The 22,717-nt window shown below is 53.3% G+C and carries 26 protein-coding genes; 13 read left to right on the top strand and 13 right to left on the bottom strand.

From position 1 onward, the window contains the following. Positions 1-705 carry an alpha/beta hydrolase gene (locus tag EDM58_RS23090; protein WP_122915419.1) on the top strand — a complete coding sequence of 235 codons (705 nt, stop codon included), beginning with the start codon at positions 1-3 and terminating at the stop codon, positions 703-705. Positions 706-707: 2 nt separating this feature from the next. On the opposite strand, the gene EDM58_RS25930 is transcribed toward EDM58_RS23090, so the two are convergent. Further along, on the bottom strand, positions 708-878 hold the full coding sequence (locus EDM58_RS25930) for a hypothetical protein (RefSeq protein WP_183187605.1): 171 nt from the start codon (positions 876-878) through the stop codon (positions 708-710). 135 nt (positions 879-1,013) lie between these two features. Between EDM58_RS25930 and EDM58_RS23085 the strand changes: the two genes are divergently transcribed. Then, positions 1,014-1,520: a 2'-5' RNA ligase family protein gene (locus EDM58_RS23085; RefSeq protein ID WP_122915418.1), complete on the top strand. Its 507-nt coding sequence runs from the start codon at positions 1,014-1,016 to the stop codon at positions 1,518-1,520. Between the two features lie 76 nt (positions 1,521-1,596). Then, on the top strand, positions 1,597-2,043 hold the full coding sequence (locus tag EDM58_RS23080; protein ID WP_122915417.1) for a GNAT family N-acetyltransferase: 447 nt from the start codon (positions 1,597-1,599) through the stop codon (positions 2,041-2,043). 80 nt (positions 2,044-2,123) lie between these two features. On the opposite strand, the gene EDM58_RS23075 is transcribed toward EDM58_RS23080, so the two are convergent. Continuing rightward, a complete protein-coding gene (locus EDM58_RS23075) occupies positions 2,124-2,969 on the bottom strand; it encodes a PHP domain-containing protein (protein WP_122915416.1) in 846 nt (281 codons plus the stop codon). A 105-nt stretch (positions 2,970-3,074) separates the two neighbouring features. Between EDM58_RS23075 and EDM58_RS23070 the strand changes: the two genes are divergently transcribed. Continuing rightward, a complete protein-coding gene (locus EDM58_RS23070; protein WP_023557622.1) occupies positions 3,075-3,437 on the top strand; it encodes a hypothetical protein in 363 nt (120 codons plus the stop codon). On the opposite strand, the gene EDM58_RS23065 is transcribed toward EDM58_RS23070, so the two are convergent. Both EDM58_RS23065 and EDM58_RS23060 read right to left on the bottom strand, forming a co-directional pair. Further along, positions 3,407-4,354 carry an MBL fold metallo-hydrolase gene (locus EDM58_RS23065; protein WP_246000996.1) on the bottom strand — a complete coding sequence of 316 codons (948 nt, stop codon included), beginning with the start codon at positions 4,352-4,354 and terminating at the stop codon, positions 3,407-3,409. The genes EDM58_RS23070 and EDM58_RS23065 overlap by 31 nt on opposite strands. A gap of 31 nt (positions 4,355-4,385) precedes the next feature. Continuing rightward, complete coding sequence (locus EDM58_RS23060; protein ID WP_122915415.1) at positions 4,386-5,114, bottom strand: YitT family protein; 729 nt, start codon at positions 5,112-5,114, stop codon at positions 4,386-4,388. Positions 5,115-5,318: 204 nt separating this feature from the next. On the opposite strand from EDM58_RS23060, the gene EDM58_RS23055 reads away from it, so the two are divergent. Then, positions 5,319-6,440, top strand: a complete 1,122-nt coding sequence (locus EDM58_RS23055) for a hemolysin family protein (protein WP_425455635.1) — start codon at positions 5,319-5,321, stop codon at positions 6,438-6,440. Positions 6,441-6,566: 126 nt separating this feature from the next. Next, the gene (locus tag EDM58_RS23050; RefSeq protein ID WP_122915426.1) at positions 6,567-8,900 is read left to right on the top strand and encodes a UvrD-helicase domain-containing protein; all 2,334 of its coding nucleotides are present in this window, start codon (positions 6,567-6,569) and stop codon (positions 8,898-8,900) included. Between the two features lie 131 nt (positions 8,901-9,031). Here the strand turns inward: EDM58_RS23050 and fabI are convergent, their stop codons facing one another. The 3 genes from fabI to EDM58_RS23040 form a co-directional block, all read right to left on the bottom strand. Further along, positions 9,032-9,805, bottom strand: coding sequence for an enoyl-ACP reductase FabI (gene fabI, locus EDM58_RS23045; RefSeq protein WP_023557626.1), 774 nt, complete (start codon positions 9,803-9,805; stop codon positions 9,032-9,034). 96 nt (positions 9,806-9,901) lie between these two features. Then, the gene (locus tag EDM58_RS25925; RefSeq protein ID WP_183187603.1) at positions 9,902-10,051 is read right to left on the bottom strand and encodes a hypothetical protein; all 150 of its coding nucleotides are present in this window, start codon (positions 10,049-10,051) and stop codon (positions 9,902-9,904) included. Between the two features lie 75 nt (positions 10,052-10,126). Next, positions 10,127-10,849, bottom strand: a complete 723-nt coding sequence (locus tag EDM58_RS23040) for a ZIP family metal transporter (RefSeq protein ID WP_122915414.1) — start codon at positions 10,847-10,849, stop codon at positions 10,127-10,129. A gap of 229 nt (positions 10,850-11,078) precedes the next feature. Here EDM58_RS23040 and EDM58_RS23035 point away from each other — a divergent pair, with 229 nt between their 5' ends. The 6 genes from EDM58_RS23035 to EDM58_RS23010 all read left to right on the top strand — a co-directional run bounded on the left by EDM58_RS23035 (position 11,079) and on the right by EDM58_RS23010 (position 15,559). Beyond that, positions 11,079-11,699: a MerR family transcriptional regulator gene (locus EDM58_RS23035; RefSeq protein ID WP_122915413.1), complete on the top strand. Its 621-nt coding sequence runs from the start codon at positions 11,079-11,081 to the stop codon at positions 11,697-11,699. Positions 11,700-11,833: 134 nt separating this feature from the next. Further along, positions 11,834-12,355, top strand: coding sequence for an ADP-heptose synthase (locus tag EDM58_RS23030; RefSeq protein WP_122915412.1), 522 nt, complete (start codon positions 11,834-11,836; stop codon positions 12,353-12,355). Positions 12,356-12,524: 169 nt separating this feature from the next. Then, entirely contained in the window at positions 12,525-13,949 is a 1,425-nt protein-coding gene (gene pdxR / locus EDM58_RS23025; RefSeq protein ID WP_122915411.1) for a MocR-like pyridoxine biosynthesis transcription factor PdxR, read from the top strand. Next, on the top strand, positions 13,946-14,692 hold the full coding sequence (locus EDM58_RS23020) for an AzlC family ABC transporter permease (protein WP_122915410.1): 747 nt from the start codon (positions 13,946-13,948) through the stop codon (positions 14,690-14,692). Before pdxR ends, EDM58_RS23020 begins: the two co-directional genes overlap by 4 nt. Next, positions 14,689-14,997 carry an AzlD domain-containing protein gene (locus EDM58_RS23015; RefSeq protein WP_122915409.1) on the top strand — a complete coding sequence of 103 codons (309 nt, stop codon included), beginning with the start codon at positions 14,689-14,691 and terminating at the stop codon, positions 14,995-14,997. The genes EDM58_RS23020 and EDM58_RS23015 overlap by 4 nt, the downstream gene beginning before the upstream one ends. A gap of 82 nt (positions 14,998-15,079) precedes the next feature. After that, positions 15,080-15,559 (top strand): chemotaxis protein CheW, encoded by a 480-nt coding sequence (locus EDM58_RS23010; RefSeq protein ID WP_122915408.1) that lies wholly within the window; start codon positions 15,080-15,082, stop codon positions 15,557-15,559. A 44-nt stretch (positions 15,560-15,603) separates the two neighbouring features. Here the strand turns inward: EDM58_RS23010 and EDM58_RS23005 are convergent, their stop codons facing one another. From EDM58_RS23005 to EDM58_RS22980, 6 genes are all read right to left on the bottom strand, one after another. After that, on the bottom strand, positions 15,604-16,272 hold the full coding sequence (locus EDM58_RS23005; RefSeq protein WP_122915407.1) for a hypothetical protein: 669 nt from the start codon (positions 16,270-16,272) through the stop codon (positions 15,604-15,606). A gap of 49 nt (positions 16,273-16,321) precedes the next feature. Next, on the bottom strand, positions 16,322-16,918 hold the full coding sequence (gene thpR / locus EDM58_RS23000) for an RNA 2',3'-cyclic phosphodiesterase (RefSeq protein ID WP_122915406.1): 597 nt from the start codon (positions 16,916-16,918) through the stop codon (positions 16,322-16,324). A 115-nt stretch (positions 16,919-17,033) separates the two neighbouring features. Then, positions 17,034-18,095, bottom strand: coding sequence for a hypothetical protein (locus EDM58_RS22995; RefSeq protein ID WP_122915405.1), 1,062 nt, complete (start codon positions 18,093-18,095; stop codon positions 17,034-17,036). Between the two features lie 4 nt (positions 18,096-18,099). Then, complete coding sequence (gene surE, locus EDM58_RS22990; protein ID WP_122915404.1) at positions 18,100-18,897, bottom strand: 5'/3'-nucleotidase SurE; 798 nt, start codon at positions 18,895-18,897, stop codon at positions 18,100-18,102. Positions 18,898-19,043: 146 nt separating this feature from the next. Beyond that, positions 19,044-19,475: a tellurite resistance TerB family protein gene (locus EDM58_RS22985; protein ID WP_122915425.1), complete on the bottom strand. Its 432-nt coding sequence runs from the start codon at positions 19,473-19,475 to the stop codon at positions 19,044-19,046. A gap of 116 nt (positions 19,476-19,591) precedes the next feature. Next, on the bottom strand, positions 19,592-21,352 hold the full coding sequence (locus EDM58_RS22980) for an SgrR family transcriptional regulator (protein WP_122915403.1): 1,761 nt from the start codon (positions 21,350-21,352) through the stop codon (positions 19,592-19,594). A gap of 136 nt (positions 21,353-21,488) precedes the next feature. Between EDM58_RS22980 and EDM58_RS22975 the strand changes: the two genes are divergently transcribed. Continuing rightward, positions 21,489-22,700, top strand: coding sequence for an MDR family MFS transporter (locus EDM58_RS22975; protein WP_122915402.1), 1,212 nt, complete (start codon positions 21,489-21,491; stop codon positions 22,698-22,700). Positions 22,701-22,717 lie beyond the last annotated feature (17 nt).

Below are 22,717 nucleotides of genomic sequence, written 5' to 3'. Positions count from 1 at the left end.
TTGCCGCTTGAGGAAATTATCTTGGACAGCCGGCATCTGGGAACGCCGGAGACCCTGATCGTCTATACACCGCAGCGCTATTCGCCGCTCTACTCCTATCCCGTCCTCTACGTCCAGGATGGGGCTGATTACCTTTCTTTGGGCAAAATGGCCACCATGCTGGACGAACTAATTTTGCAAAAAGAACTGCCCGATCTCATCGCGGTCTTTTTGCCAGTAACAAAAGAAAAACGAACTTCCCGCTACCATCCCGACGGTGCCGAACATATTGCCTACCGCCGCTTTTTGGCTGAAGAAGTCGTCCGATACATCGACAGCCGCTACTCGACGCATCCGCTTGGGAATGGCAGGACATTGGTCGGGGCTTCCCTCGGGGGTGTCGTTTCCCTATTTACCGCCCTGGCGTATCCCCATACGTTTGGGCAGGTAGCCAGCCAATCCATTGCCATGGACCCAAATTTGAACCACCGCGTGTCCCAAACCGACCTGTCCGTTCCACTCTCCCTGTATTTGCAGATCGGCAACGACGAGACCGCAGTAGAAAGCTCGAGAGGACCGCTGGACCTGGTCGCTTCCAATGAGGAGCTTTACGCTATTTTGCAAACAAAAATGGTCACCCTGGTCTATGAGACCTTTGAGGGCGACCACACTTGGGGCCACTGGCAAGCCCATCTCCCCCGTATGCTGCAGACGCTTTTGGGGTAAACTTACCGTGTCTGTTCTTCTTGCGGGCTTTTCTCTTTGACGGGTGTGACAAGAGCCTCTTCGAATTCTACCTTGCGAATAATGGACAAGATGGTGAAGGTAAGTACAGACAACAGGAGCAGGACGAGAAAAATGAAAGTGATCATCATGGCTACATGCAAAACGAACGCCACCTCCTTACCTTCTCAGTCTCTCCTGCCGACCGCATTCTATACGGACCCGAGCGTAACATTACACAAATGAAGAATTTTCTGTTAAAATACAGGCATGCTAGACGCTCATAAGAGAGCAAAGGAGGAGTGGTTCTGATGAAATACAGTATTGTCGTTTTCCCATCCAGCAAAGTTCAGGAAGTAGCCAACTCATACCGGAAACGTTACGACCCCGCGTATTCTTTGATACCGCCATATATTCGCCTGAAAGAAGCCTTCGAGTTGGACGAATCCAAGCTGCCCTTGCTGGTTGAACACCTGGAGCAGGTAGCCGCATCTACCCATCCCTTTACCGCTCAATTCCACCGTGTCTCTACCTTCCACCCGACGAATAATGTCATCTTTCTAGCGGTGCAAAACAAGGAGCCTTTCACCGAGCTGCACCAAAAGATCGTGAAAAATGTCGATGAAAAAGAAACCTATGCATTCGTTCCGCATCTGACCATCGGGCGCGATCTGTCCGACGATGAGCTGCGTGACGTAACGGGGCAATTGAGCATGGTCAAGTTCGATCTGACCGCAGAAGTGGATCGCTTCCACCTGGTCTACCAGCTCGAAGATGGTATTTGGAGCGTTTACCAGACCTTCCTTCTGAAAAAATAAGTGGATCCCGCAACTGCCCCTCCTCGCAGTCCACGCAGGGAGGGGCTCTTGATCGCATAAAGGACGTGTTATTTACATGAATTCTCTCTACCAGATCCAAACCGTACAATCTGAAAAAGAAATGGCGGACGCCATGTCCGTCCGCAAAATCGTCTTCATCGAGGAACAGGAAGTACCGGAAAATCTTGAGATCGACGAGCACGATACGCCAGGCAGCGGTACGATCCATTTTGTCGCTTATCGGGGGGAGGAGCCCGTAGGAGCCAGCCGCCTTCGTCCATATGCCCCCGGAGTCGGAAAAGTAGAGCGTGTCGCCGTCAGCAAAACAGAACGCGGGACAGGCTTGGGCCGACAAATCATGTTGGCCATGGAAGAAACCGCAAAAAAACAAGGCTTCCAGACCCTCAAGCTCAATGCGCAGACACATGCCCAACGCTTTTATGAAAAGCTTGGCTATGAGCCCCATGGAGATGTGTTTGACGAAGCCGGCATTGAGCATATCGCTATGGTGAAATCATTGTAGGCCTAATTCCTGCACAAAAAATCCCCGTCGCTGCCGTGATCCCTGGCGACGGGGATTCCATTTTCTACTGAAAGACAACGCTATTTGCGGCGCTGATTTGCAATCTCCCGCATGCTTTCCACGACAGCTGCATGCACAGTATGCGATCCCAGCATGGCGTGAAAAGGCTCTTCTCCACGCCAACCGTGAAAATCCGACCCTCCGGTTACGAGCAGATCAAACTCCTCTGCCCATTTTCGGTACACCTCACGTTGATTCTGCGAATTGTCCGGATGGAATACCTCAATCCCGTCCAGCCCGAATTCGATCAACTCCTTGACCAGCTCATCATCGTCGTAGAGTCCGGGATGAGCCAGCACGGCCACTCCTCCCGCTTCCCGAATCAGCGTGATCGCCTCCTGGGGGGTGATGCGCGGCGGATTCACATAGGCAGCCCCGCCTTTGCCCAAGTACTTGTCGAATGCTTCCTCGATCGAGCTGACGACCCCCAGCTCCATTAGCTCTTCTGCGATATGCGGACGCCCGATGTTCTTATCCGTTCCCTCTTTGCGCTTGTACACATCCTCCAGCTTGATCGCGATACCCAGCTCTTGAAGCTTGTTGATCAGCAGCTTGTTCCGCTCGTGCCGCGTCTCGCGCAAGCCGACCAGTTTTTCCTGGAACGAAGCATCCTCATACGGTACAAAAAAGCCAAGCACATGAATATCCTGCCCCCGAGCCACGGAGCTGATCTCCACTCCCGGTATCACTTCGATTCCAAGCGCAGCTCCGGCTTCCTTCGCCTCGGCGATGCCGGCCACAGTGTCATGATCCGTGATCGCGAGCGCAGCCAGCCCCGCTTCCTTGGCGATCCGCACATTTTCCCTCGGATCACATGTGCCGTCTGACGCTGTCGTATGGGTATGCAGATCCGCGTTTTGCTGCATGTTTTCGTCCACTCCTTCTTTTCTTTTTCTCAAGTCTGAATCATGAAGCCCCTACATAGGATGGTAGCAAACCCGTTTGATAAGGGAAAGTCAAGGAGGATGACCATGCGGTTAAAAAACAAAACCCTGACCGGTGTCGTGCAGCCACTCTCCTATGTCGACAAGATGTTGAGGCAGCAGGGCTTTCAACGATCAGGGGGCGACAGTATGCCCACGTATGATGTCGTCATTTACGACTCCGCAAGCAGCAGCACCTATTTTCTCCGCATTCCCACGAACTTCTCCAGTCAAGACACAGGCAAAGGAGAGCAGACTGTCAAATTGGGTCATCCCTATCTGGAAGCAGAGTTCATGATGAGCATCGAGACCGAGGAATTTTTCTTTATTCCAAAATCAGTCCGAGAAGCTGCAGAGCACAAACTTGCTGAGATCGCCGATTATTTGTCGTCTCCCTCTGCATCCGTCTGAAGCAAGTCTTTTTTGCCCCATAACCACCTGTTTTCTGCGATTCGGTACGTTACCCTTTCTTCACGGAACAACCCGACCAAATAACCCATTAAGGCAGTTCGCAACAACACATAGTTGGAAGCGTTTTCGATGCGGATCTCCAGGTGCTCGCACAAAGCAGCCAAGGCATCCTCAAGTGTGCGCTCCTCTGTCAAAATTCCTTCGAGAACGCTGCAGATTCGCCCGTGCCACTCCTTGTTTTTTCTCAGCACATCCTGAATCTCTTGGGCGGAGGTGGTATAGGGTCCGTGACCCGGCAAGTACCCGGCATATCGGGTCTGCTCCAGCTTGGCCAGGCTGAGCATCGTCTCATGCACGTCTACGAGAAACGGAAGCTTATGTTTTTCCAATACGGATTCACCCAAATAACTGTCGGCGGCAAAGCAAATCTCGTCGCACACCACACCGACCTGCTGCCAGCTATGCCCCGGCAGAGAAAGGATGGTCATTCCGACACCGTCAATCTCCACTTCACCCTCTATGGGAAGGAGGTGATCCACCCGCGAAGCAGGAGCGAGAAGAAATTTATTGCGCAGCACGTCGAGTGGTTCAGCCCCCATGCTCAAATATATCGGTTCGAGTATGGGGTAACGAATGACCGCCTCTTCCAAAGGCGGAGCGTACACTTTTGCCTCAGGCCAACAACTGAGCAGGTAGGCATTGCCGCCGAAATGATCGGCATGGGCATGTGTTTGCAGGATCGCGTACAAGGGCTGGGCGATAGTCTCCAGCCCTTTTTTGATTTTCTTGGCCGTCTGGGTATCCAGACCGGAATCGATCAGGATCGCGCCGCTTTTTCCAAGAACCAGCCCAATATTGACATGACCGGGAAAATACCCGACTCGATCCCGCACCATGACAGGGGTATGGGTTGCCATTTTGTCGTCCTTCTTTCCTCGCTTTTCCTATTTAGTTTCTCCACTTTTTGCCCCATCCCTTTTCCGCTCTCAGATTTGACTTCCTCGAATTCGGATCGAGCGCGTCGCGTTCTGTCGGGGCAATCGAGCAGAGGGTTCGCTTGGCCCGGACGGAATGAAGCGGGCCAATGATCGTATAGGGCGCATGCGGGCGGCGAATCCTGCTGAATCGATGCGTCGTCGCTGCGACGGCCAAGATCGTAAAAAAGGAATAGACCATCCGCTCTACGCCGACGGCCTGCAGCGAGCTGCCTACGATGATGCCGTCGATCCCGAGTATTAGCAACGCTACCGGGAGCTTGTACCGTCGGGCAAAAAATTGCGCCAAGAGATCGGTCCCTCCGGTGTTCGTCTCGTAAGCGAGCATGAGACCCACACCCGTGCCGATCAGGCTTCCTCCGATCACTGCAGAACTGGCGGTCGACCAGACGTTGTAGGGTCTCAGAAACGAAAAAACATCAATAAACCAGGACGAGATGAGCATGCCAAGAAAGCTGTGATAAAAGAGTCGTCGATCAAAAACAAATACGAGGACAAAAACCGGGATGCTTGCCCCGATGATCACCATACCTGCAGGAATCTGCAGATAGTACGTCGCCAATAAGCCAATCCCGATCATTCCGCCTTCCAAAAGCCTGTGGGGGACGAGAAAGAGATTGACTCCGAGTGCGACCAGCAGACTGCCAGTCAAGATCGCTGATGTTTTAGGCAGCCAATACATATCCTCCCCTCCCCGAAACGTCCTCCTCTATGTGTATGATTCGATGGAAACAGGTAGTCCTCAGGAAGTTTTCTCGAGTGGCATATCTCCTGCTTGAATCACCGTTGTCGAATGTTTTGTGCATCAGAACGTATAAATGAAAGTACATTCCTGCTCACGGAGGTGAGATCTCCACGCTTCCCAAGACGGAAGCTGGAGCTGGTCTTGGAGAGTCCGATCGGGGAATTTGCCCTGTATCTGCTGCTTGTCATCTTCCTTGTGCTTCTCAACGCTTTTTTTGTCGCGGCAGAATACGCATTGGTCAAAGTCCGCCAAACACGTCTCACGCAACTCGTTAAAGAAGGAAAAAACAAGCAGGCCCAAAACGCGCAAAAAGTGACACGGCAATTGGACGCCTACTTGTCCGCCTGCCAGCTTGGCATTACCATCGCTTCGCTCGGATTGGGCTGGATGGGCGAACCTGTCATATCCTCCTTCATCCAGCCCATCCTGGCATGGCTGCAGATGCCGCTTCACTTCACAGAGCCCATCTCCCTGGTACTCGCCTTTGCCTTGATTGCGTATGTGCATATCGTCTTTGGAGAAATCGCCCCGAAAACTATTGCGATCCAGAAGGCGGAACACACCTCCATGTCGGTGGCAGCGCCGTTGATTTGGGTATACACGCTGGCTTCACCTGTCATCCGCCTCTTGAACGGTGCCGCCTCCCTCCTTCTGCGTCTGGCCGGGATCGAGCCTGTGACCAAGCATGAGTCCGCTCACACGGAAGAAGAAATTCGGCAGCTCATCAGCCAAAGCCACCAGAGTGGTCACATTGACCAGACAGAGCTGGCCCTTGTGGATAACATTTTTTCTTTTTCAGAACGTCTTGCCCGGGAAATCATGGTTCCGCACCACGATATGATCTGCCTCTGCGATCAGGACCCCTATGAAAAAAATTTGCAGGTCGTCCGCACCTATCGCCATTCCCGCTTTCCCGTGGCACACAAAGACAAGAATGGTTTGATTGGCTTCGTTCACGCATCAGATTTTTATCTGCAGGCAATGTCGAAAAATCAGCATGGTCTGCAGCCTATTCTTCGCCCGCTGCTGACAGTGCCCGAGACGATGGAAATCAGCCATATCCTGCGTCTGATGCAAAAAAAGCGCAGCCAAATGGCGATTGTCATCGACGAGCACGGCGGGACCTGCGGCCTGTTGACGATGGAAGACATCCTCGAAGAACTCGTGGGAGAAATTCAAGACGAATTCGACCCATATGAACGGTCCGAAACCGGGATCTATTCCCCAAAAACAGAGGCACCTCGACAGCGAAGTCTTGTCTGACGAGGTAGACACCGCCGCCAGATGGCTTTACAATCAGTTGATGGAGTTATCGCACCTGGCAAGTGCCTCCAGCATCTGGAGGCACTTGATCATGTACATAAAAGGAGGCCCAGCGGATCTGTCATGATGAAACACGCCTTACTCGACAACCACCTGATCCTGTTGCAGCCCGAGAACTATCATCGCATCCCGGGCTGGCGCATTGCCGCCCAGCAGGGGAAGGTGAGATGTCCAGCCTGCTCCTCCGCATTAGCCCTGAAGGCAGGAATCAGCTTTGAACCCTTCTTTGCCCATCCGCCTGGGGTCGACTGCCCGGCAGAATCCGCTGATTCGGCCGCCGAATGGCTTCCCGCTGTCGAACAGACGGCTGCAGCCATTGCTTTGGAGGAAACGGTGCAGTCAACGCCTGCTGAGGATGAGGAGAAGACGGTTGGTTCCTTCCGCTTGCCCAAGAAACGTACGATCGGAGGCAGTGTGACACCCCCTCCTTCTGCTCCCAAGCCGCCAGTTTACCGCAAACGGCTGACACCGAAAAAAACAATCCAGCAGATGGCACGAAGCCGCCAGGACGTCCGTCTGCATCCCAACCAGGAAAAGGCCGTCCACACGACGGACGGGCCTGTGCTCATTCTCGCTGGAGCAGGAAGTGGAAAGACTCGGGTGATGACGGCACGAACGATTCACCTGATCCAGGATCATGGAGTAGACCCGCGCCAGATCATGGTCGTCACCTTTACGACCAAGGCAGCCGATGAGATCCGGCAGCGCATCGCTCGAGAGCTTCCTGCCAGACAAGCCCGCGAGCTGGTGGCAGGCACCTTTCACAGCATCTTTTACCGCATGCTGCTGCATCATCAGCCTGAGCGCTGGAATCCGCAGCGCCTGTTGAAAAAAGACTGGCAGAAATGGCGATTGCTGCGCGAGTCAGGCATCCTTTTGGGCCACGATGACCTGCTGGCTTTAAAAGAGAATGAGATGCTGGAAGCTTTGTCCATCATCAGTCGCTGGAAAAATGAATACATCCTTCCGCACGAAGCAAGCACCCGAGAAGGAGCCAGCGATGACGAGCGGCTTACGCGGCAGCTTTATCCGCTCTATGAGGCTGCCAAGCAGAAGCATAACTGGTTTGATTTCGACGATATGCTGATCGGCTGTTACGAAATGATGCGGGAACAGCCAGAGCTGCTCGCACGCTACCAGCAGCGCCTCACCCATGTGATGATCGACGAGTTTCAGGATATCAACAAGATTCAGTACGAGATGGTCAAACTGCTGGCCGCTCCGCAAAACAATCTGTGCGTGATTGGCGACGATGACCAGTCCATCTACGGATTTCGCGGCAGCGACCCGCACTACATTCTGGGCTTCACCAAGGATTTCCCGCAGGCAAAATCCATCACGCTGGAAGTCAATTACCGCTCGCACACATCGATCGTCGGGCTCAGCTACTCCTTGATCGGGCACAATCGATCCCGCTGGGAAAAGGAGTGCCTCACCTTCCATCATGAAGAGGGAGAGACCTATCTGTTCGAGACCGAAGATGAAGAAGAACAGGCTTCTCGCATCGTTGACGAGATTCTCCATCGCAAGGAGCAGGGCGTCTCGCTGGGTGATTGTGCGATCCTGTTTCGCACCAATGAGTCGGCACGTCCGATTCTGGAGCGGATGAGCGAGGCAGGCATCCCGTTTCACTACTCGCAGGAGGAAGAGTCCTTCTACCAGCGACAGACCGTTCGCTGGACGCTCCACTACCTGCGTCTCGCCCTGAATCCGGATGATACGGACGCCCTCAAGGAGATTTTGCCCACTCTTTACATCTCGGCAGACCTGTGGAATGTGGTCAGGAGTCAGGCGATTCTGGAGGATGAGCCGATTCTGCATATTCTTCCCCGCCTGCCGCAGCTAAAGCCGTACCAGCGCAAGCATCTGCAGGCGATTGCCGACATCCTGGCAGGCTGCCGCCACGCTACCCCTGCCCAAGCGCTCGAGCTGATCTACGAGGATGGAAAGCTGCGCGATTATTTGCGAAAGCGGGCGAAAGATCGGGAAAATGGCCGGGAACGCTGGAGCGATGAACTGCAGCAGTTAGTGAGTGCAGCCAAGCGGCACGCAACCATCTCGGATTTTCTGCATTATATCGATAAAATGAGCCAACAGGAAAAAGAGTGGCGCACAAATCGTCCACTCCCGGATGAAGCTGTTTCGATTCTGAGTATTCATCGGGCAAAAGGGCTGGAATATGACCACGTCTTCCTGCCCGATCTCGTCGAAGGCGCATTGCCTCACGAATACACCTTGGACGAGCTGCGCAAAGGCGGACAAGCCGCACTTGAAGAAGAACGCAGGCTGTTATACGTGGCGATTACCCGTGCCCGGCTCAGCTTGAGCATCGGCATCCCCCGGGAGCGCTTCGGGCGCAAGACCCGCCCCTCCCGCTTCATCGCTGAAATGGGACGGTAGATAGTGAAAGCCGCTTCCCATGTAGATCATGAACTCTTCCATATTGGCAATAAATGGCAGATACATGAAAAGACCCCCTTCCTCGCACATTTTCCCTAGTGTGCGCAGAAAGGGGGTTTTTCATTCATTTTTTAGCTTCCCATGATGCTGTAGCCTGCATCCACGTGCAAAATCTCTCCGGTGATGCCTCTGGACAGGTGGCTCATCAGGAACAGCGCGGTATCTCCTACTTCGGATTGATCGATGGTACGGCGCAGAGGCGCTTTTTCTTCGATCTCCTTCAGCACGGAGTTGAAATTTTTGATTCCCTTCGCTGCCAGCGTCCGGATCGGGCCTGCAGAAATCGCGTTGACGCGGATGTTCTCCTTGCCCAGATCGCTCGCCAGATAGCGTACAGAAGCATCCAAGGCTGCTTTGGCGACGCCCATGACGTTGTAGTTCGGGATGACGCGCTCGCCGCCCAGGTATGTCATGGTGACGATGCTGCCGCCTTCTGTCATCAGCGGACGTGCCGCACGAGCGATTGCCACGAGCGAGAAGGCACTGATGTCCTGCGCCAGCGCATAACCGTCGCGAGAAGTATTGATGAATTCGCCTTCCAGTTCTTCTGTTTTGGCAAAAGCGATGCAGTGAGCCAGGCCGTGAATGACGCCGACTTTCTCGCGGATCACGCCAAACGCCGCTTCCACATCCTCATCCTTCGTTACATCGCAACTGACCAGGAGAGATTCGCCTCCCAGCTTGGCAGCCAGCTCGGCTACATTCTCACGCAAACGCTCGCCTTGGTAGGTAAAGATCAGATTCGCTCCAGCTTTGTGCAGCGACTGCGCGATGCCCCAGGCGATGCTTCGGTGGTTGGCTACACCCATGACTACGATATTTTTTCCTTGTAACAATGAATTCATTATGTATGCGCCCCTTTCCAGCAATCTCCCGCCATTATACCTGATCTTGTCCGCGGTTTCGAGAGAGAACTGGATAGGGAATTCACAAGATACGGATTATTCACTGTCACTCGGATCGGATAAAAGCTCTCCGCCAGCAAACATCCAGCCGTCTGCCAATGGATTTGCCGGCGTGCCGACGGCGGGAAACTCAGCCTGCGACTGCAAGCCATCATCCGCCAGGCGCGATTCCTCACGATTTTTCATTGCGGCCACTTCTCCTTTTCTGCTCAGGACTCGCCTGCTTTTTCTCATGATTAGATTGGCAAGCGAAAGGAAGGATTATACATGTGTATGTGACCCGTGGAGATAAAGTGACAGCAATAAATAGGCGATGATGGCAGCAAAGAAGGTGATCCCGAGCTGCATGCTGCGTGCCTTCTGAATATAGGGTACCAAATGACTGGCGGATAGATAGAGAAAAATTCCCGTCGTGATCGCCAGCATGACCGCAGACCAATTGGCGGGAAAGATATCTCCGACTGCCCCCATGCTCATGGCCCCAACCCAAGTGGCAATGCCGAGCGAAGCCGCTCCCCAGACAGCCTTGCGCCGGGAACGGGTGGCTGCCAACACGAGAGAAGCCACTGCAATCCCGTCCGGAATTTTGTGCAGCAGAAGCGCAAACAAGATCGAAAAGCCTACCTCTGCATCAAGGCGAAAGCTCGTGATCAGCGATACTCCCTCGATAAAGGCGTGAAGCAAAAACCCCGTCATGATCCCCACCATGCCTGGCGTTCCCCGTTCTTTCCCGGTGGGCGAAAACATCTCCAGCACGTAGACCAATGCAAAGCCGACCAAGACAAACGGCATCATCTGCTCGCCTTTTTCCCGCCATACATGCGGCATCAAATCGAGAAAGGTTATCGCCAAAAGCAAGCCTGCCCCTGCGCTGATCATCACCAGCATTGCCTGCTTGGACCAGTCTCTCAGACATAACAAAAGCCCGCCGATACTGCTGGCTGCTGCCGCAGACAACAGGACAATCCAGATCATCGATGGCATCGCCAGCCCTCACCTCACCTGCTCCTGACTCCTCCATTCCTTCCATCCTACGCGCCTGTCCCGGTCATTATGAGTGGACTCCCCGTTTTGACAAAAAGTGCGCCTCTGTCCAAAAGCCGCGAACGGACACTAGTTTTTAGAACCTTTGTCGATTTCCTCTTTCCCGGTAAAAAATGGTGCTATAATGAGCGCACCGGGAATACGAGAGGAAAAAACGGGAGTGATTCGGATGGATATACAAGTATGGATGGCTTCAAAAGAAGTGGCTGACCGCCTGGATGTACACGTTCGTACCTTGCGCAACTGGTTGGACCTGTTCGTACCGGCAAATGAGCGGCTGAAAAACCCGCAGGGTCACTACCTGATCAGTGAAGCCGGTTTTGCATTGTTGAAGGAAGTGAAGGAAAGAAAAGATAACGGCAACAGCTCCCTGCGGGAAATTCAGCGCCAGATGATCGAGGAAGGCTTGATTCAAGAAGAGATGCTTCTCGCCTCTGAGTTGAACGGCACGGAAGAAGTCGCCGTCGCTGCGGCATCCGCCAGTCTGGAGTCCACAAGACCCCAGCGTGACGTGGAATTTGCCTTCCAGGAGGCGCTGGTTTCGTTCCAGCACGAGCTGACGCAGCTTCGCTCCATGAACCAGATGCAGACCACCATTTTGGAAAAGATTGCAGAGATCGAGGAGAAGCAGGAGTTTTTGCGATTGGAAATGCGCCGGGTGACGTTTGAAATGGACTTGATGCAGCAGCGCCTCACTCGCCGCAAGGAACGCTTTGCCAAGCACCAGCCGCGCTGGTCACTCAATCCGTTCCGCTGGTTTTCACGTTCCAACCAGGCTGCAGAACATTAATATCGGCTGGACTGAACAAGTCCAAACAAAATAGGAAACCTACATGCCGAGGCACTTGCCTCGGCTATTAGGACGTCTGCGGGGTTGTTGTCCCATCATAATTTCAGTATGATGGTTACGAGGAGGGTTGTCGAATGTCGAAACCATTCGTTATCGAAGCGATCATGCTCGCCATCTACGGGGAATTGATGGCACCGTCGCAACCGGTAGAATACTTGATACCCGCATCGACAATCTATGAATTGGACGAGTTCATCCAAAGCCCGGAACCGATCATGCCACTCGCTGGAGACGATGAATACGTACGTAAGGTAATGCAGGAAATGAGCAAGTTCTTCTCCGATCCGTTCAATCGCAAGCGTTTGGAAAAAGGCCTGATCGCCCCTTGGTCCAAAGTGCCCTTTACCTTTCCAAACGGTGTAACCCTGACGATTGTAAACGGAGAAGACAACGCCATGTGGGGAGAAATTTTTGATCCTGTCGAGACACAGCTTCTGCTTACATCCATTCGTTTTGAGGTGCCGATGATCACGGATCAGCCGGACTTTCAGGATCGGATATTGGAATATGTCGTACCCGTTCAATTTTATGATGTGGAAGATTTCGAGTTTGCCCTGGAGCAGGGAATATCCTTGAAAGAGCTTCAGGAGCCTTAGAGCATCAGACCCATTGTTTCAAATGAGAACAGACCGACCGATGAGGGAAGTCTGTTTTTTCATGCCATCTTGCAAAGGTGGCTTTTTTGTCTTGATGAATTGGCTCTTTTATTCCTTCACCATTATCTGTATATTGGGAAAATAATGATTCCGCAAAGGATGTTATTTCATGGGGAGAAATCCGATCTACACAAAGGTGTACAATGAATTGCGCTACAAAATTTTAAGCGGTGATCTGCCAATTGGCTCCCTTTTGCCCCCGGAGCGCAAACTGGCTGTTCAGCTAGGAGTAAGCCGCAATACGGTCGTCAGGGCCTATACCGAGCTGGAGGCAGAAGGATTGATTGCCGGCAAAATGGGCAGCGGCCGTTATGTGGAGCCCTTGCCGCCCCTGACTGCCTTTTCCCGTGTGGATTGGGGAAGTCAACGCTACGAGTATCTTCATTCTTCCCCCTCTCATATGGAAGAGCTTTTGTCCATTACCGACCGTTACCCGGACACGATCAATTTCGCACATGGCGACGGCGGCCGCCACACGATTTTCGAGTCCGGTTTGATCGAGCATGTAAAACGGGCTGCCGAGCGATCCCCCTCCTATTTTTTCACCTCTGTACAAGGTCTGCCGGAGCTGCGGGAGCATCTCATCAAGTGGATGGGGTTCGCGCAGATCTCATCCCCGGATCAGGTATGTATAACCAGCGGCTCCCAGGAGGGACTTTACCTCATCACCACCCTTTTGGCGCGTCAGGGCGATTGCATCATCACCGAGATGCCGACGTATTTTGGCTCGCTGCAACTCTTTCAATCGCTGGGGATGCAGATCATCCCTGTCCCGTTGGATCGGGATGGCATGCGAATAGACGTACTGGAGGGCATCCTGGCCCGCTCCCGTCCGCGCTTTATCTATACAGTCCCTACTTTTCACAACCCGACAGGCAGCACTTTGTCCCTTGTCCGGCGCAAGCAGCTTCTCTCAATCAGTGAAAAATACGGCATCCCGATCGTCGAGGACGACGCCTATCGCCACCTCCACCTGGAAAAAGAAGTGCCGCCTGCGCTCAAGGAAATGGACATTTACGGGAATGTCATTTATCTGAACACCTTCTCCAAAATGCTGTTTCCCGGCTTGCGCATTGGATGGGTCGCCGCCAGCAGGCCGTTTATCCAAAGAATGGCGCGGTTGCGCGAGTTGACCATCTCCACCTCTACACTCAACCAGTTCGCCTTGGCCAGCTTTCTGCAAGACGGTGCCTTGCGTCCGCATCTGGATCGAGTCACAAGGCAATACGCAAAACAGGCTGAGCGGATGGAAGCCCATCTGCGTCCGTTGCGTGCTTTGGGTCTCGACTACGAAAAACCGGACGGCGGATTTTACTTCTGGATATCCTTGCCTGAAGGCATGAAGGTTCGGTCGCTGATGCAGATCTGCCATGAGGCAGGCGTGTCCATTACCTCCGGGGACATGTTCTTGCTTCGCGAGGCCGAACAGCCCTATATCCGTCTATGCTACACCCATGAAAACATCGATCAGATTGATGCGGGGATGTCCATTTTGACGCGCATCCTCTCTCATCAAAAGGAGGTCTCCCGATGAATCGGGCCCAATCATCTCTTTCCTTATTTCGTGTCGGCTTGTGGGACGCGCTCCCGATCGCAGCCAGCTATATCCTGTTTGGCGCTATCTTTGGCATGATGGCCTTGCAGGCGGGGCTTACGTCGTGGGAGAGTGTCGCCATGTCTATTTTCGTCTATTCGGGCGCGGCCCAGTTTAGCGCCATTTCCATGCTGGCAGACCATGCCGGCATGTGGGCGATACTCATCACGACCGTCTTGCTCAATACACGCCATTTTTTGATGGGACTCTCCCTGTCTCCCTACTATCAACGCTTTTCTTTTGGGCAGGTGACTGGGCTTGCCTTTTATTTGACAGATGAGCAATACGCTGTAACACTGAACCGCTTTCGCCATTATCCAAGCCAATTGCCTTACATTTTGGGCGTAAGTCTCTCTTTGCACACGGCCTGGATCTGCGGCACCTGGATTGGGACTGTGGCTGGGCAGTGGATTCCGGATCCTGCCGCGCTCGGGCTCGGTTTTAGTTTTACAGCAATGTTTTTAGCTCTGGCCTACTACCAATTGACCTCCTGGCTTCGCATCTTGACTTTTGTCATGTGCGGCGTGTTGGCCGTCTACCTTTCCTTGCTGCTGCCGAATGGCTTGCATTTGCTGATCGCCGGGTTGGTCGCATTCGGCGTCGGTTATTTGCTGCCTGACCCCAAAATAAGCATCCCTCCTCAGACTGCTGACGCTGCGGCAAAGGGGGTCGAAAGCGCATGAACCTGTTCTGGCTGTATGTTCTGATGAGCATACTGACGTATGTATCCCGACGTGCATTTTTAAGTCTTCCGGACCATTGGCTGTCCCCGCGCATGCGAAGCGGTCTGAGCTATATCCCGGTCGGAATCTTCGCGGCACTGATCTTTCCCTCTTTGTTTGCCTCCGAGCAGCAGTGGGTCTTTCAGCCGGTCCCGCTCGTCGCCAGCGCCGTCTGTTTGTTGGTGATGGCGTTCAGCAAAAACGTCTTTCTCAGCTTCGGCGTTAGTCTGGGACTTGTCGTTCTCGTATCCGTAGGCATCCTTTAAAAATATTCCCCACCTCGAATGGTTTGTCCATGCTACAATATGGGTAAAGATGGTGTAGTGCTTTCGGGGAGGGACATTTGTCATGGAAACAACCAATCAGACACTCGTGATGGACTGGGAGAACGGCCAATCAAGCGTACAGAACATCCTGTTCAAGATGGGGGAAGAATACTACGGGCTCTCCATCTCACTGGTGCGCGAAATTATCAAGCCCTTGCCCGTGACCCGTTTTCCCAAATCGCCCATTTTCGTAGAAGGCGTAATCGATTTGCGCGGCAAGATTTTGCCGATTATCAATTTGCGCAAAATGTTCGGGCTGGATCCGCTGGAGATTACAGAGGACACGCGCTTTGTCGATTTGCAATTGGACGGATTGAATCTCGGAATTGTCGTGGATGCGGTATCGGAAGTGATGCACATCCCGCAAAAACTGATCGAGCCCGCACCACCGATTATCGCGGGTGTAGAGGGCAAATACCTGCAGGGAATCGCCCGCTTGGACGACAAGCTGATTATGCTGCTCGATATCGATGAAATTTTTGGACAATGGAAGAAGCCTTGACAACAAAAACGGGCGGTTCGGCACCGCCCGTTTTTGCCTGTTTGCTACTCACGTCCTCCACTCGCCAAATAGGTGTAATTGACCCAAACCATTTCCTCAATCCCCAGAATCTCCTTGAACAGGTCGACAGAGTCGTATAAAAGGGAGGCCCCTGTCTCGTCGTCCACATCCGTGAGCAGATGCAAATCAAACAGCGACCTGAGCTGCTGGACTTGCTTGGGACCCACGATCCGGTTGAAGCATTGCGGTTTGATCCGGGTGATGCCTTTGCCCACCTCTCGCCGATACAACTCCGAGCGTACCACCCGATCCAGGATTTCCTCGTATTTTTTGCGCACGTCGTCACTGGTCAGGATTTCTTCCTGCAAATCCACCTGGGGGTATAGGCGGGCAAATTCCTCTTCGGCCATCTCCTCATCGAGCGAGTAGCTGATCGTCCCTGAAGACACCTCGCAGCCTGCATCAAACAAGCGAAATCCCCAGCCGCTATCCTCCGCGTCGTGAAACCAAAGCAAAGGCAGCGGCTGCATGGAGAGCTGCAGCAAGAACGACAATGTCTTCGAGGTTTCCAGCCATTCGTCTTCCAGGAAAAATGCATTCCATTCACTGTTCACGTTTCTGTGGAAGTACGGCTGCTCTGTCCTGGACAGGGCGTTTCGTACTTTCGGTTCGTATTTGCGTGGATAAAGAATGCCGGTTGTAAACTCACCCATCCGTTTTCCACCGCCTTTTGGAAGGCTATCCCTAATCCCTCTTCCCAGTCTATTCAAGAACCGCTTGTTTTTTGCTGTGATCTTTCTCAAACGTGCTGGTATGGATAATCGTATGTACCGCCCCTTCCCGCTTTAGCTCGGATTGGTACAGATGGATGTGGTTCACCTGCCAATGCGGCGGTTCTTTTTGCAGCAGCCGCTCGTCCCAGTCGGCTAGCGGCAGCCCTTCTCCTCCGCTTTTTGGTCCCCGCGCCAAGGTGATATGCGGGCTGTACTCCCTGCGATCAAAGGAAAGACCCGGATGCAGCTCGAAGCGTCTGCCGAGCAGCAAGTGAAGCTGCTTCAACGCTTCGGTATGCCCCCGCAGACCCAACCAAAGGACGCGAGGGCGATGTTCATTCGGAAATGCCCCGAGATTGCCCATCCGCAGCCGAAACGGCTTGGTAATGGCGCTCACGATATCCATGTCCTCTTGAATCGCCGGAATCAACGCTTCCTTCACCTCTCCGAGAAAGTGCAGGGTCAGATGCAGATTGTGAAGAGATTGCCAGCGGTCTGCGTTTATCTCCTGTCGCAGGCTGCTCTGCACTTGCTCCAAATAGGAAGCTGCTTCTTCCGGTATATCCAAGGCTACGAATAAACGCATCGCTTCTCCCCTCCTTTGATTTTTCGATCCTGATGCTGTCAGTACTACGATGAAAAAGGCTCTCCAGTCTGATGGAGAGCCTGCTTGATCCTGTTATTCCCAAAATCGCTTCGCCTTATGACCCCACTGCCGTGTACGGATTTCTTCCTTCACGTCCCGTCTGCGCGAACAGTCGGGCCAGATGCTCCTGGGTGTGGCCATCGATCTCAAGGTGGTAGAGTCTGCCGCCTTCATAGCGCAAGATCGGGAAAGCCCCGAGAGCAAGCGGAGCTGCCTCTTCACTGTGCAGAAATTCGGGCAAGGTCAACAAAAAGCGGGCGAACGGATTGAGTTCCTCTTCTGAATGATGCACAACCTCGAAAAGCTGGGCAAGCGAAGGCGTCACGACCAGGTACAGCAAATCTCCCGTCTCCGCCGCCCAGATGGTAAACGAGCATTCGCGCACCTCACTGCGAGAATGGCGTCTCATCACCCACACGGCCTGCTGTACCGTACTCATCAAGAGATGGTGAGCCGCTTCCTCGCCGCGCGACTTCACCATATGATCATGCGCGAACACATACGCGATGCCCGGTTCCGCCAGTACCGCATCCGGCAGGCAGATCGCCGGAATCGTCTTCGCCTCTTCCTCAGTGACTTCCGCATCTTCGGGCAGATCATCGTGCTTGCCCTCATACAAGGAGCGAATCATCTGCTGCACCCGTGTCCCTTCTGCTGCAGACAGATCAATCTCCTCCGTGTAGATATGCGTCAGGACCCCTTCTTCATAGGCGAGATAGTGGAGCGGCGTAGACGGCTGCTCCAGCATTTTCAAAGCCATGTAGCGCTCTTCCGCCTTCTGTATGTCGAAGGACAGCGGGAATCCAAGCGGCTGCATCGGGTCGGACAACGTCCAGATGACGGCGAGCAGCTTTCCCCGGTATGTTTTAAACTCCAGCGAGACCGCATCCCTCGTCTGCTCGCTGAACGCTTCTACGCTTTCAAAGACGAGGAACAGCTCGACATTCCCATCCGCATCCAACCTGGCAAAATAAGGAAGACCCTGCGCTTCTGACAGCTCGTACAAGTGGGGAAAACGCTCCCGTTCGAGGACCTCTCCCTGCGTCAGTGCATCTGGCGAGGCGACAGCAGCATCCGGGCTGATCTGCGGAAAAAAATCATCCTGCCTCTCCTCCATCGGCTTACCCTCTCTCTCCCCAAGCTTTCATCAACGGCCATTCTTCCATCTCGCGCAGCAAGGACTTGTCTGTCGCATCAATATGAACAGGCGTCACCGCGATGTAGCCATGCTTGAGCAAATGGTAGTCCTGCGGTTCTGCAAGCGGGATGCCATCCGGATAGGTCCTGGTCAAAAAGTACCCCTCCGCTTCCTGGTGGTAGCGGTCCTCATAGTGATGAAGAGAGAGCGAGGCAGGCAGAATTCCCTTTACCTCCTTCAACGGCAGATGCGGGATGTTCACATTCCAGAAAACTTCCGGCGGCAGCGTGTCCTTCTTTGCCTTCTCGCAAAAGGATTGAATCAACGGACGGATCATCTCTGCGACATTCCCGTAATTCTCCTGATCCTCCCAGTTGTCATAGGAGAGCGCCACCCCGGGCATGCCCAGAATCACAGCTTCACGTGCACCGCTGCATGTGCCGGAATAGTATATATCTCGTCCCAGATTCGTCCCCACATTGATCCCGGACAGGACAATATCCGGCTTCTTGTTTTCTTCAAACAGCAGATGATAGGCTGCCTTCACGCAATCTGCCGGGTTTCCGTTGATCGCCCAGGCTTTGACGGGCATTCCGTAGAAATCCCGTTCCTCGGGAGACAAGGCACTGCGATACGTAAGACCGTGTCCAACCCCGCTTTTCTCTTCCGCTGGAGCCACAACATAAATCTCCGCGCCCTCCAGGGTCAAAGCCGCTTCTGCCAATTTTTTAATCCCCAATGCATCAATGCCATCATCGTTTGTAATCAAGATCCGCAACATGGAATTCCTCCTCTGGTCAAAAAGCCCTTCAGCCCAATTTCTCCTTATTGTACCATAGTGTCTCCCACCGTTTGCCTTCTTGTCCCAACTTCCTTGGAAAACGGATAGAAAATGAAGAAAGGACCCCGCGTCAGACGGGGCCCTCCCTATTCCTCTACGATTTCCTTCCAGCTTTCACGCCATCTGATGCCTTCCTTGACCCATTCTTCCACCTGGCGCTGTTTTTCTGCCGGAATGCCCAGCATGCAGGCGATCCGTCGTATCGCATCCGACTCCGGCATGGACAGCTTCTGGTCGAGCAGAGCCATATGATAGAGCTTGCGCATCATCGTCAGCTTTTCTACCGGGGTCAAATCCACCATGTCTTCCAGGATGACCTCTGGCCTTTTGGGATAGTCCATGTCATCCATCAGGATTTGACGTTCCTTTAATGTGAAGTGCTCGGTATTCACCAGCTCTTGAATCCGGCTCATCTCTTTATTGCCAATGTACCCATCCGCATGACCAACACAAATCATCAAGCGAATGGACGCAAAGGATATATGTTTATCTTTTTCCGTTTTGGTATACACCGTAATCTTCCTCCCCGGACACCTGCTCATACCATCATCTATTCTGTTTCAACAGGTAAAATACCTTCTACCCTATTATACGTGAAAACGAGAAAGCGGTTTCATTAGAATATATGTCTTTTTTATGTTTCCATGCGAAAAATGAGCCTCGAAAAGTCAATCCATCCATGTGCATCCAGTTGTACATGGGCAAGACGCGGATGCGCCAGCATGTTGATGCGGTTTTGGTAAAGCGGGACGAACACGCTGTCTTCCAGCAACTCCCGCATCATTTTTGCCGTAATCCGCTTTCTCTGCCGATCCGTTTTCGCCTGCTGCATGGCAGCCACCTCTTTTGCTAGCCGTGCCTTTGCAGCCAGCGGAAGATGATGCTTCATGCTCAACGCATCCGCCTGCAAAAACTCCAGCAAGGAGACTTCCTCTCGCTCATCCACATTGGCACTATCGACCACCAGATCAGCCTTCTGAATGACTTCCGGCCGAGCCAGGTCCTCGGGTGTCGCGTACACGATCTCGATACGGATGCCTGCCTGTGCGCAGCGTTCGCGAATCCACTCCGCGTCCTCTACGTGATCCTCATCCGGATAGGTGTACAACGATAATGTCACGCCCGCATGCTCTTCAACAGTCGATGGAAAGGGCATGTCCAGCCATCCTTCCATTCCATCTCTCGTCCCGCCTAAATCCGCCCGCATCTGCACGGGATCGATCAAGCCTGCAAGGTATCGGCGAAAAGCTTCTGAACGCAGCGGCCCTTCCTTGGCGGCATTGAAGCTGACGTATTGAAAGCATCTCTCCAGTCGCGCGATTTCCTGCCACGCTGATCCGCCTTCCCTCCCCTGATTGCGTTCGTCGTTGGCAGACTTGAGCCATGGAGTCCCGTCTTCCATCCCGGCTCCCTCCAGCTGCGGCACGCACCAGATTTCCACACGATCGAGAAACGGCCTTCCCGCAAAATACGGCTCGAATGCTTCCAGAACCAGCATCGAATCATCATTGCGCAAAAGCCGAAAAGCCCCTGTCCCCACCGGCATCTGTGCAAAAGACGCTCCCATCTGTTCAACGTAATCGCGCGGAACGACAGACAAATACTCCTTGCTTAACAGCTGCAAAAACAGTTCATTCGGCTCCTTCAGTCGGAACTGTACGACGAAATCCCCGATCGCCTCGACAGCTTCGACAGAAGAGACCAGCCATCTATGGGGAGTAGGACCTCGCATCAGTCTTTGGATCGAGTAACAGACATCATCCGCCACAAGCTTGCGTCCATGATGGAACAGCACGCCTTTTCGCAGCGTAAAGGTCCACCGGCTTCCCGATTCATCGCGCTCCCAGTCGTAGACGAGATGAGGCTTCACCGTTTTCGTCACTTCGTCATACCGGACCAAAGGATCGAAGAGGTGCTTAACCAGATGGGTCTGCGAACGCAACAAGACCTGGATCGGATCGAGGTTCGCGAAGGGCCTGTCCACAGAAAGACGCAAGATGTCGACTGTTCCCGTCTCTTCCGCTCGATGGACGCCAAAATGACTGCTCATCCAGCGAGCATAGTCCTCCCATAGCCCAGGCATAGTTGCTTTATATTCAGCAATGACGGCTTCAGCAGGGCGAATTTCTCCTTTTTGCACCCATTCCTTTGCAGTGGACAGCACCAGATCGTCAGGGCGTATCACACAGAGCAGAATCGAGCGATTTCCCCTTCCTCTGCCGGGCTGCCAGCTTAGCCAGCCGTACTTTTGCATTTTATTCAACGTCAACGTCGCATTGCGCGGCGTACAAAAGAGAATCTGTGCCACTTCAGCCAAAGTGATGACGTGAGGTTGGCCGATGACCAGCCCCTGACAGCCATTGCACAAACGGATGTATTGTTCCAGCACCAGCATCCCGCCCACCTCCTTCGCCTGATAAAAAAGATGAAATCGAAACTCGCCTAATCGTACGCTTTTTCCAACAGATCTTCCAGCTTACAATGCTAAAAAGCTCGTATACTTTCACGCTGCAAAGAAAGGACAAACTGCCATGAACCATTTGCCCCACTCATTCAAACGCCTGACAGCGGCCTATCCGCCCCTGTTGTGGGTTCGCTTGTTTGGCGAGACCTTGACCACCTTATCCAATACGATGATTGCCCCGTTTCTCGTGCTGTATCTCAGCGAAAACATCGGCAGCTCGGTCATCATGACCATGCTCGTCATCGGTCTGCAGCCATTCAGCGAAATTCTGCTGACTCTCTTTGCCGGCGGGGTGACGGATCGCTATCGCCGCAAAACCGTCATGCTGATCTCCCTGCTGATACAGGGAGTCGCGATGCTTGGAATGGCCATCTCGGACTCCATGCTGCTGTTTGCCCTCTCCTATGTCGCAAATGGCGCAGGACGCTCTTTGTTTATACCGGCCAGCCGAGCTATGCTGGCGGATGCGATTGAACCCAAACAGCTCTCATCTGCCTTTGCGTTGCTGAATACAGCGAGCAGTATCGGCGCTGCAATCGGTCCGCTCGTCGGGGTGCTTATCTATCAGCAGGACCCGGCGCTTGCTTTTCTTTTTACGGCTATATCCTTGTTCCTTTACGCTTTGGCCGTCTGGTGGAAAATCCCGCATTCTGATCAGCCCGCTGACACCGCAAAAACGCTGCAAACACCGAGCGCATCGCTTCGTCTGGACGCCTATCGCCCTGCCTTCGCCATTATGCTGCTCGCGCTGCCGATCAGTCTGTTCTACGCCCAGACCGAAACCAATCTGCAGCTTCACTTCAAAGAGATGCTTCCGAACTACCTGCAGACACTGGCTTTGCTGGCTACGGTAAAAGGGGTATTGCTGCTGCTCTTTGAATTTTTGCTCATTCGTTGGACAAGAAACCTGCCCCCACGGCTCTTGATCACCGGGTCGTACTTTTGTTTTGCCGGCGTCGGGCTCGGATACGCGTTTCTCGACCATGTGCCGTCCTTGCTCGCGCTGCAAATGCTGCTCGTATTGGGAGAGAGCATCGGGCTTACCCATCTGTTGACCTTCGTCTCCCGGATCGCGCCCCCGTCCATGCGCGGACGCTATTACGCCATCACGGGAACGCACTGGGACATCTCCCGGATGTGCGGTCCGTTTTTCGGAAGTCTCGTCCTGCTCCATTACGGCGGAGCTATGCTGTTCATCATTTCCGCGGCGATTCTCTTGCTAGGCGGAATCGCCATGAACATATACCTGGGCAAAAAAGAAACAGCCTTCCCACTCTGAACTGCACCCCGTCAAGT

Origin of the sequence: Brevibacillus panacihumi (assembly GCF_003710985.1) — a bacterium.
Taxonomy (GTDB): domain Bacteria; phylum Bacillota; class Bacilli; order Brevibacillales; family Brevibacillaceae; genus Brevibacillus; species Brevibacillus panacihumi.
Note: the sequence above shows the minus strand (reverse complement) of the source record. Positions and strands in the feature narration are given on the sequence as shown.

Coding starts and splice junctions, on each gene's coding strand:
- EDM58_RS23085 (WP_122915418.1), top strand. CDS start 1,014: ATGAAATACAGTATTGTCGTTTTCCCATCCAGCAAAGTTCAGGAAGTA.
- EDM58_RS23080 (WP_122915417.1), top strand. CDS start 1,597: ATGAATTCTCTCTACCAGATCCAAACCGTACAATCTGAAAAAGAAATG.
- EDM58_RS23075 (WP_122915416.1), bottom strand. CDS start 2,969: ATGCAGCAAAACGCGGATCTGCATACCCATACGACAGCGTCAGACGGC.
- EDM58_RS23070 (WP_023557622.1), top strand. CDS start 3,075: ATGCGGTTAAAAAACAAAACCCTGACCGGTGTCGTGCAGCCACTCTCC.
- EDM58_RS23065 (WP_246000996.1), bottom strand. CDS start 4,354: ATGGCAACCCATACCCCTGTCATGGTGCGGGATCGAGTCGGGTATTTT.
- EDM58_RS23060 (WP_122915415.1), bottom strand. CDS start 5,114: ATGTATTGGCTGCCTAAAACATCAGCGATCTTGACTGGCAGTCTGCTG.
- EDM58_RS23050 (WP_122915426.1), top strand. CDS start 6,567: ATGAAACACGCCTTACTCGACAACCACCTGATCCTGTTGCAGCCCGAG.
- fabI (WP_023557626.1), bottom strand. CDS start 9,805: ATGAATTCATTGTTACAAGGAAAAAATATCGTAGTCATGGGTGTAGCC.
- EDM58_RS25925 (WP_183187603.1), bottom strand. CDS start 10,051: ATGAAAAATCGTGAGGAATCGCGCCTGGCGGATGATGGCTTGCAGTCG.
- EDM58_RS23040 (WP_122915414.1), bottom strand. CDS start 10,849: ATGCCATCGATGATCTGGATTGTCCTGTTGTCTGCGGCAGCAGCCAGC.
- EDM58_RS23035 (WP_122915413.1), top strand. CDS start 11,079: ATGGATATACAAGTATGGATGGCTTCAAAAGAAGTGGCTGACCGCCTG.
- EDM58_RS23030 (WP_122915412.1), top strand. CDS start 11,834: ATGTCGAAACCATTCGTTATCGAAGCGATCATGCTCGCCATCTACGGG.
- pdxR (WP_122915411.1), top strand. CDS start 12,525: ATGGGGAGAAATCCGATCTACACAAAGGTGTACAATGAATTGCGCTAC.
- EDM58_RS23020 (WP_122915410.1), top strand. CDS start 13,946: ATGAATCGGGCCCAATCATCTCTTTCCTTATTTCGTGTCGGCTTGTGG.
- EDM58_RS23015 (WP_122915409.1), top strand. CDS start 14,689: ATGAACCTGTTCTGGCTGTATGTTCTGATGAGCATACTGACGTATGTA.
- EDM58_RS23010 (WP_122915408.1), top strand. CDS start 15,080: ATGGAAACAACCAATCAGACACTCGTGATGGACTGGGAGAACGGCCAA.
- EDM58_RS23005 (WP_122915407.1), bottom strand. CDS start 16,272: ATGGGTGAGTTTACAACCGGCATTCTTTATCCACGCAAATACGAACCG.
- thpR (WP_122915406.1), bottom strand. CDS start 16,918: ATGCGTTTATTCGTAGCCTTGGATATACCGGAAGAAGCAGCTTCCTAT.
- EDM58_RS22995 (WP_122915405.1), bottom strand. CDS start 18,095: ATGGAGGAGAGGCAGGATGATTTTTTTCCGCAGATCAGCCCGGATGCT.
- surE (WP_122915404.1), bottom strand. CDS start 18,897: ATGTTGCGGATCTTGATTACAAACGATGATGGCATTGATGCATTGGGG.
- EDM58_RS22980 (WP_122915403.1), bottom strand. CDS start 21,352: ATGCTGGTGCTGGAACAATACATCCGTTTGTGCAATGGCTGTCAGGGG.
- EDM58_RS22975 (WP_122915402.1), top strand. CDS start 21,489: ATGAACCATTTGCCCCACTCATTCAAACGCCTGACAGCGGCCTATCCG.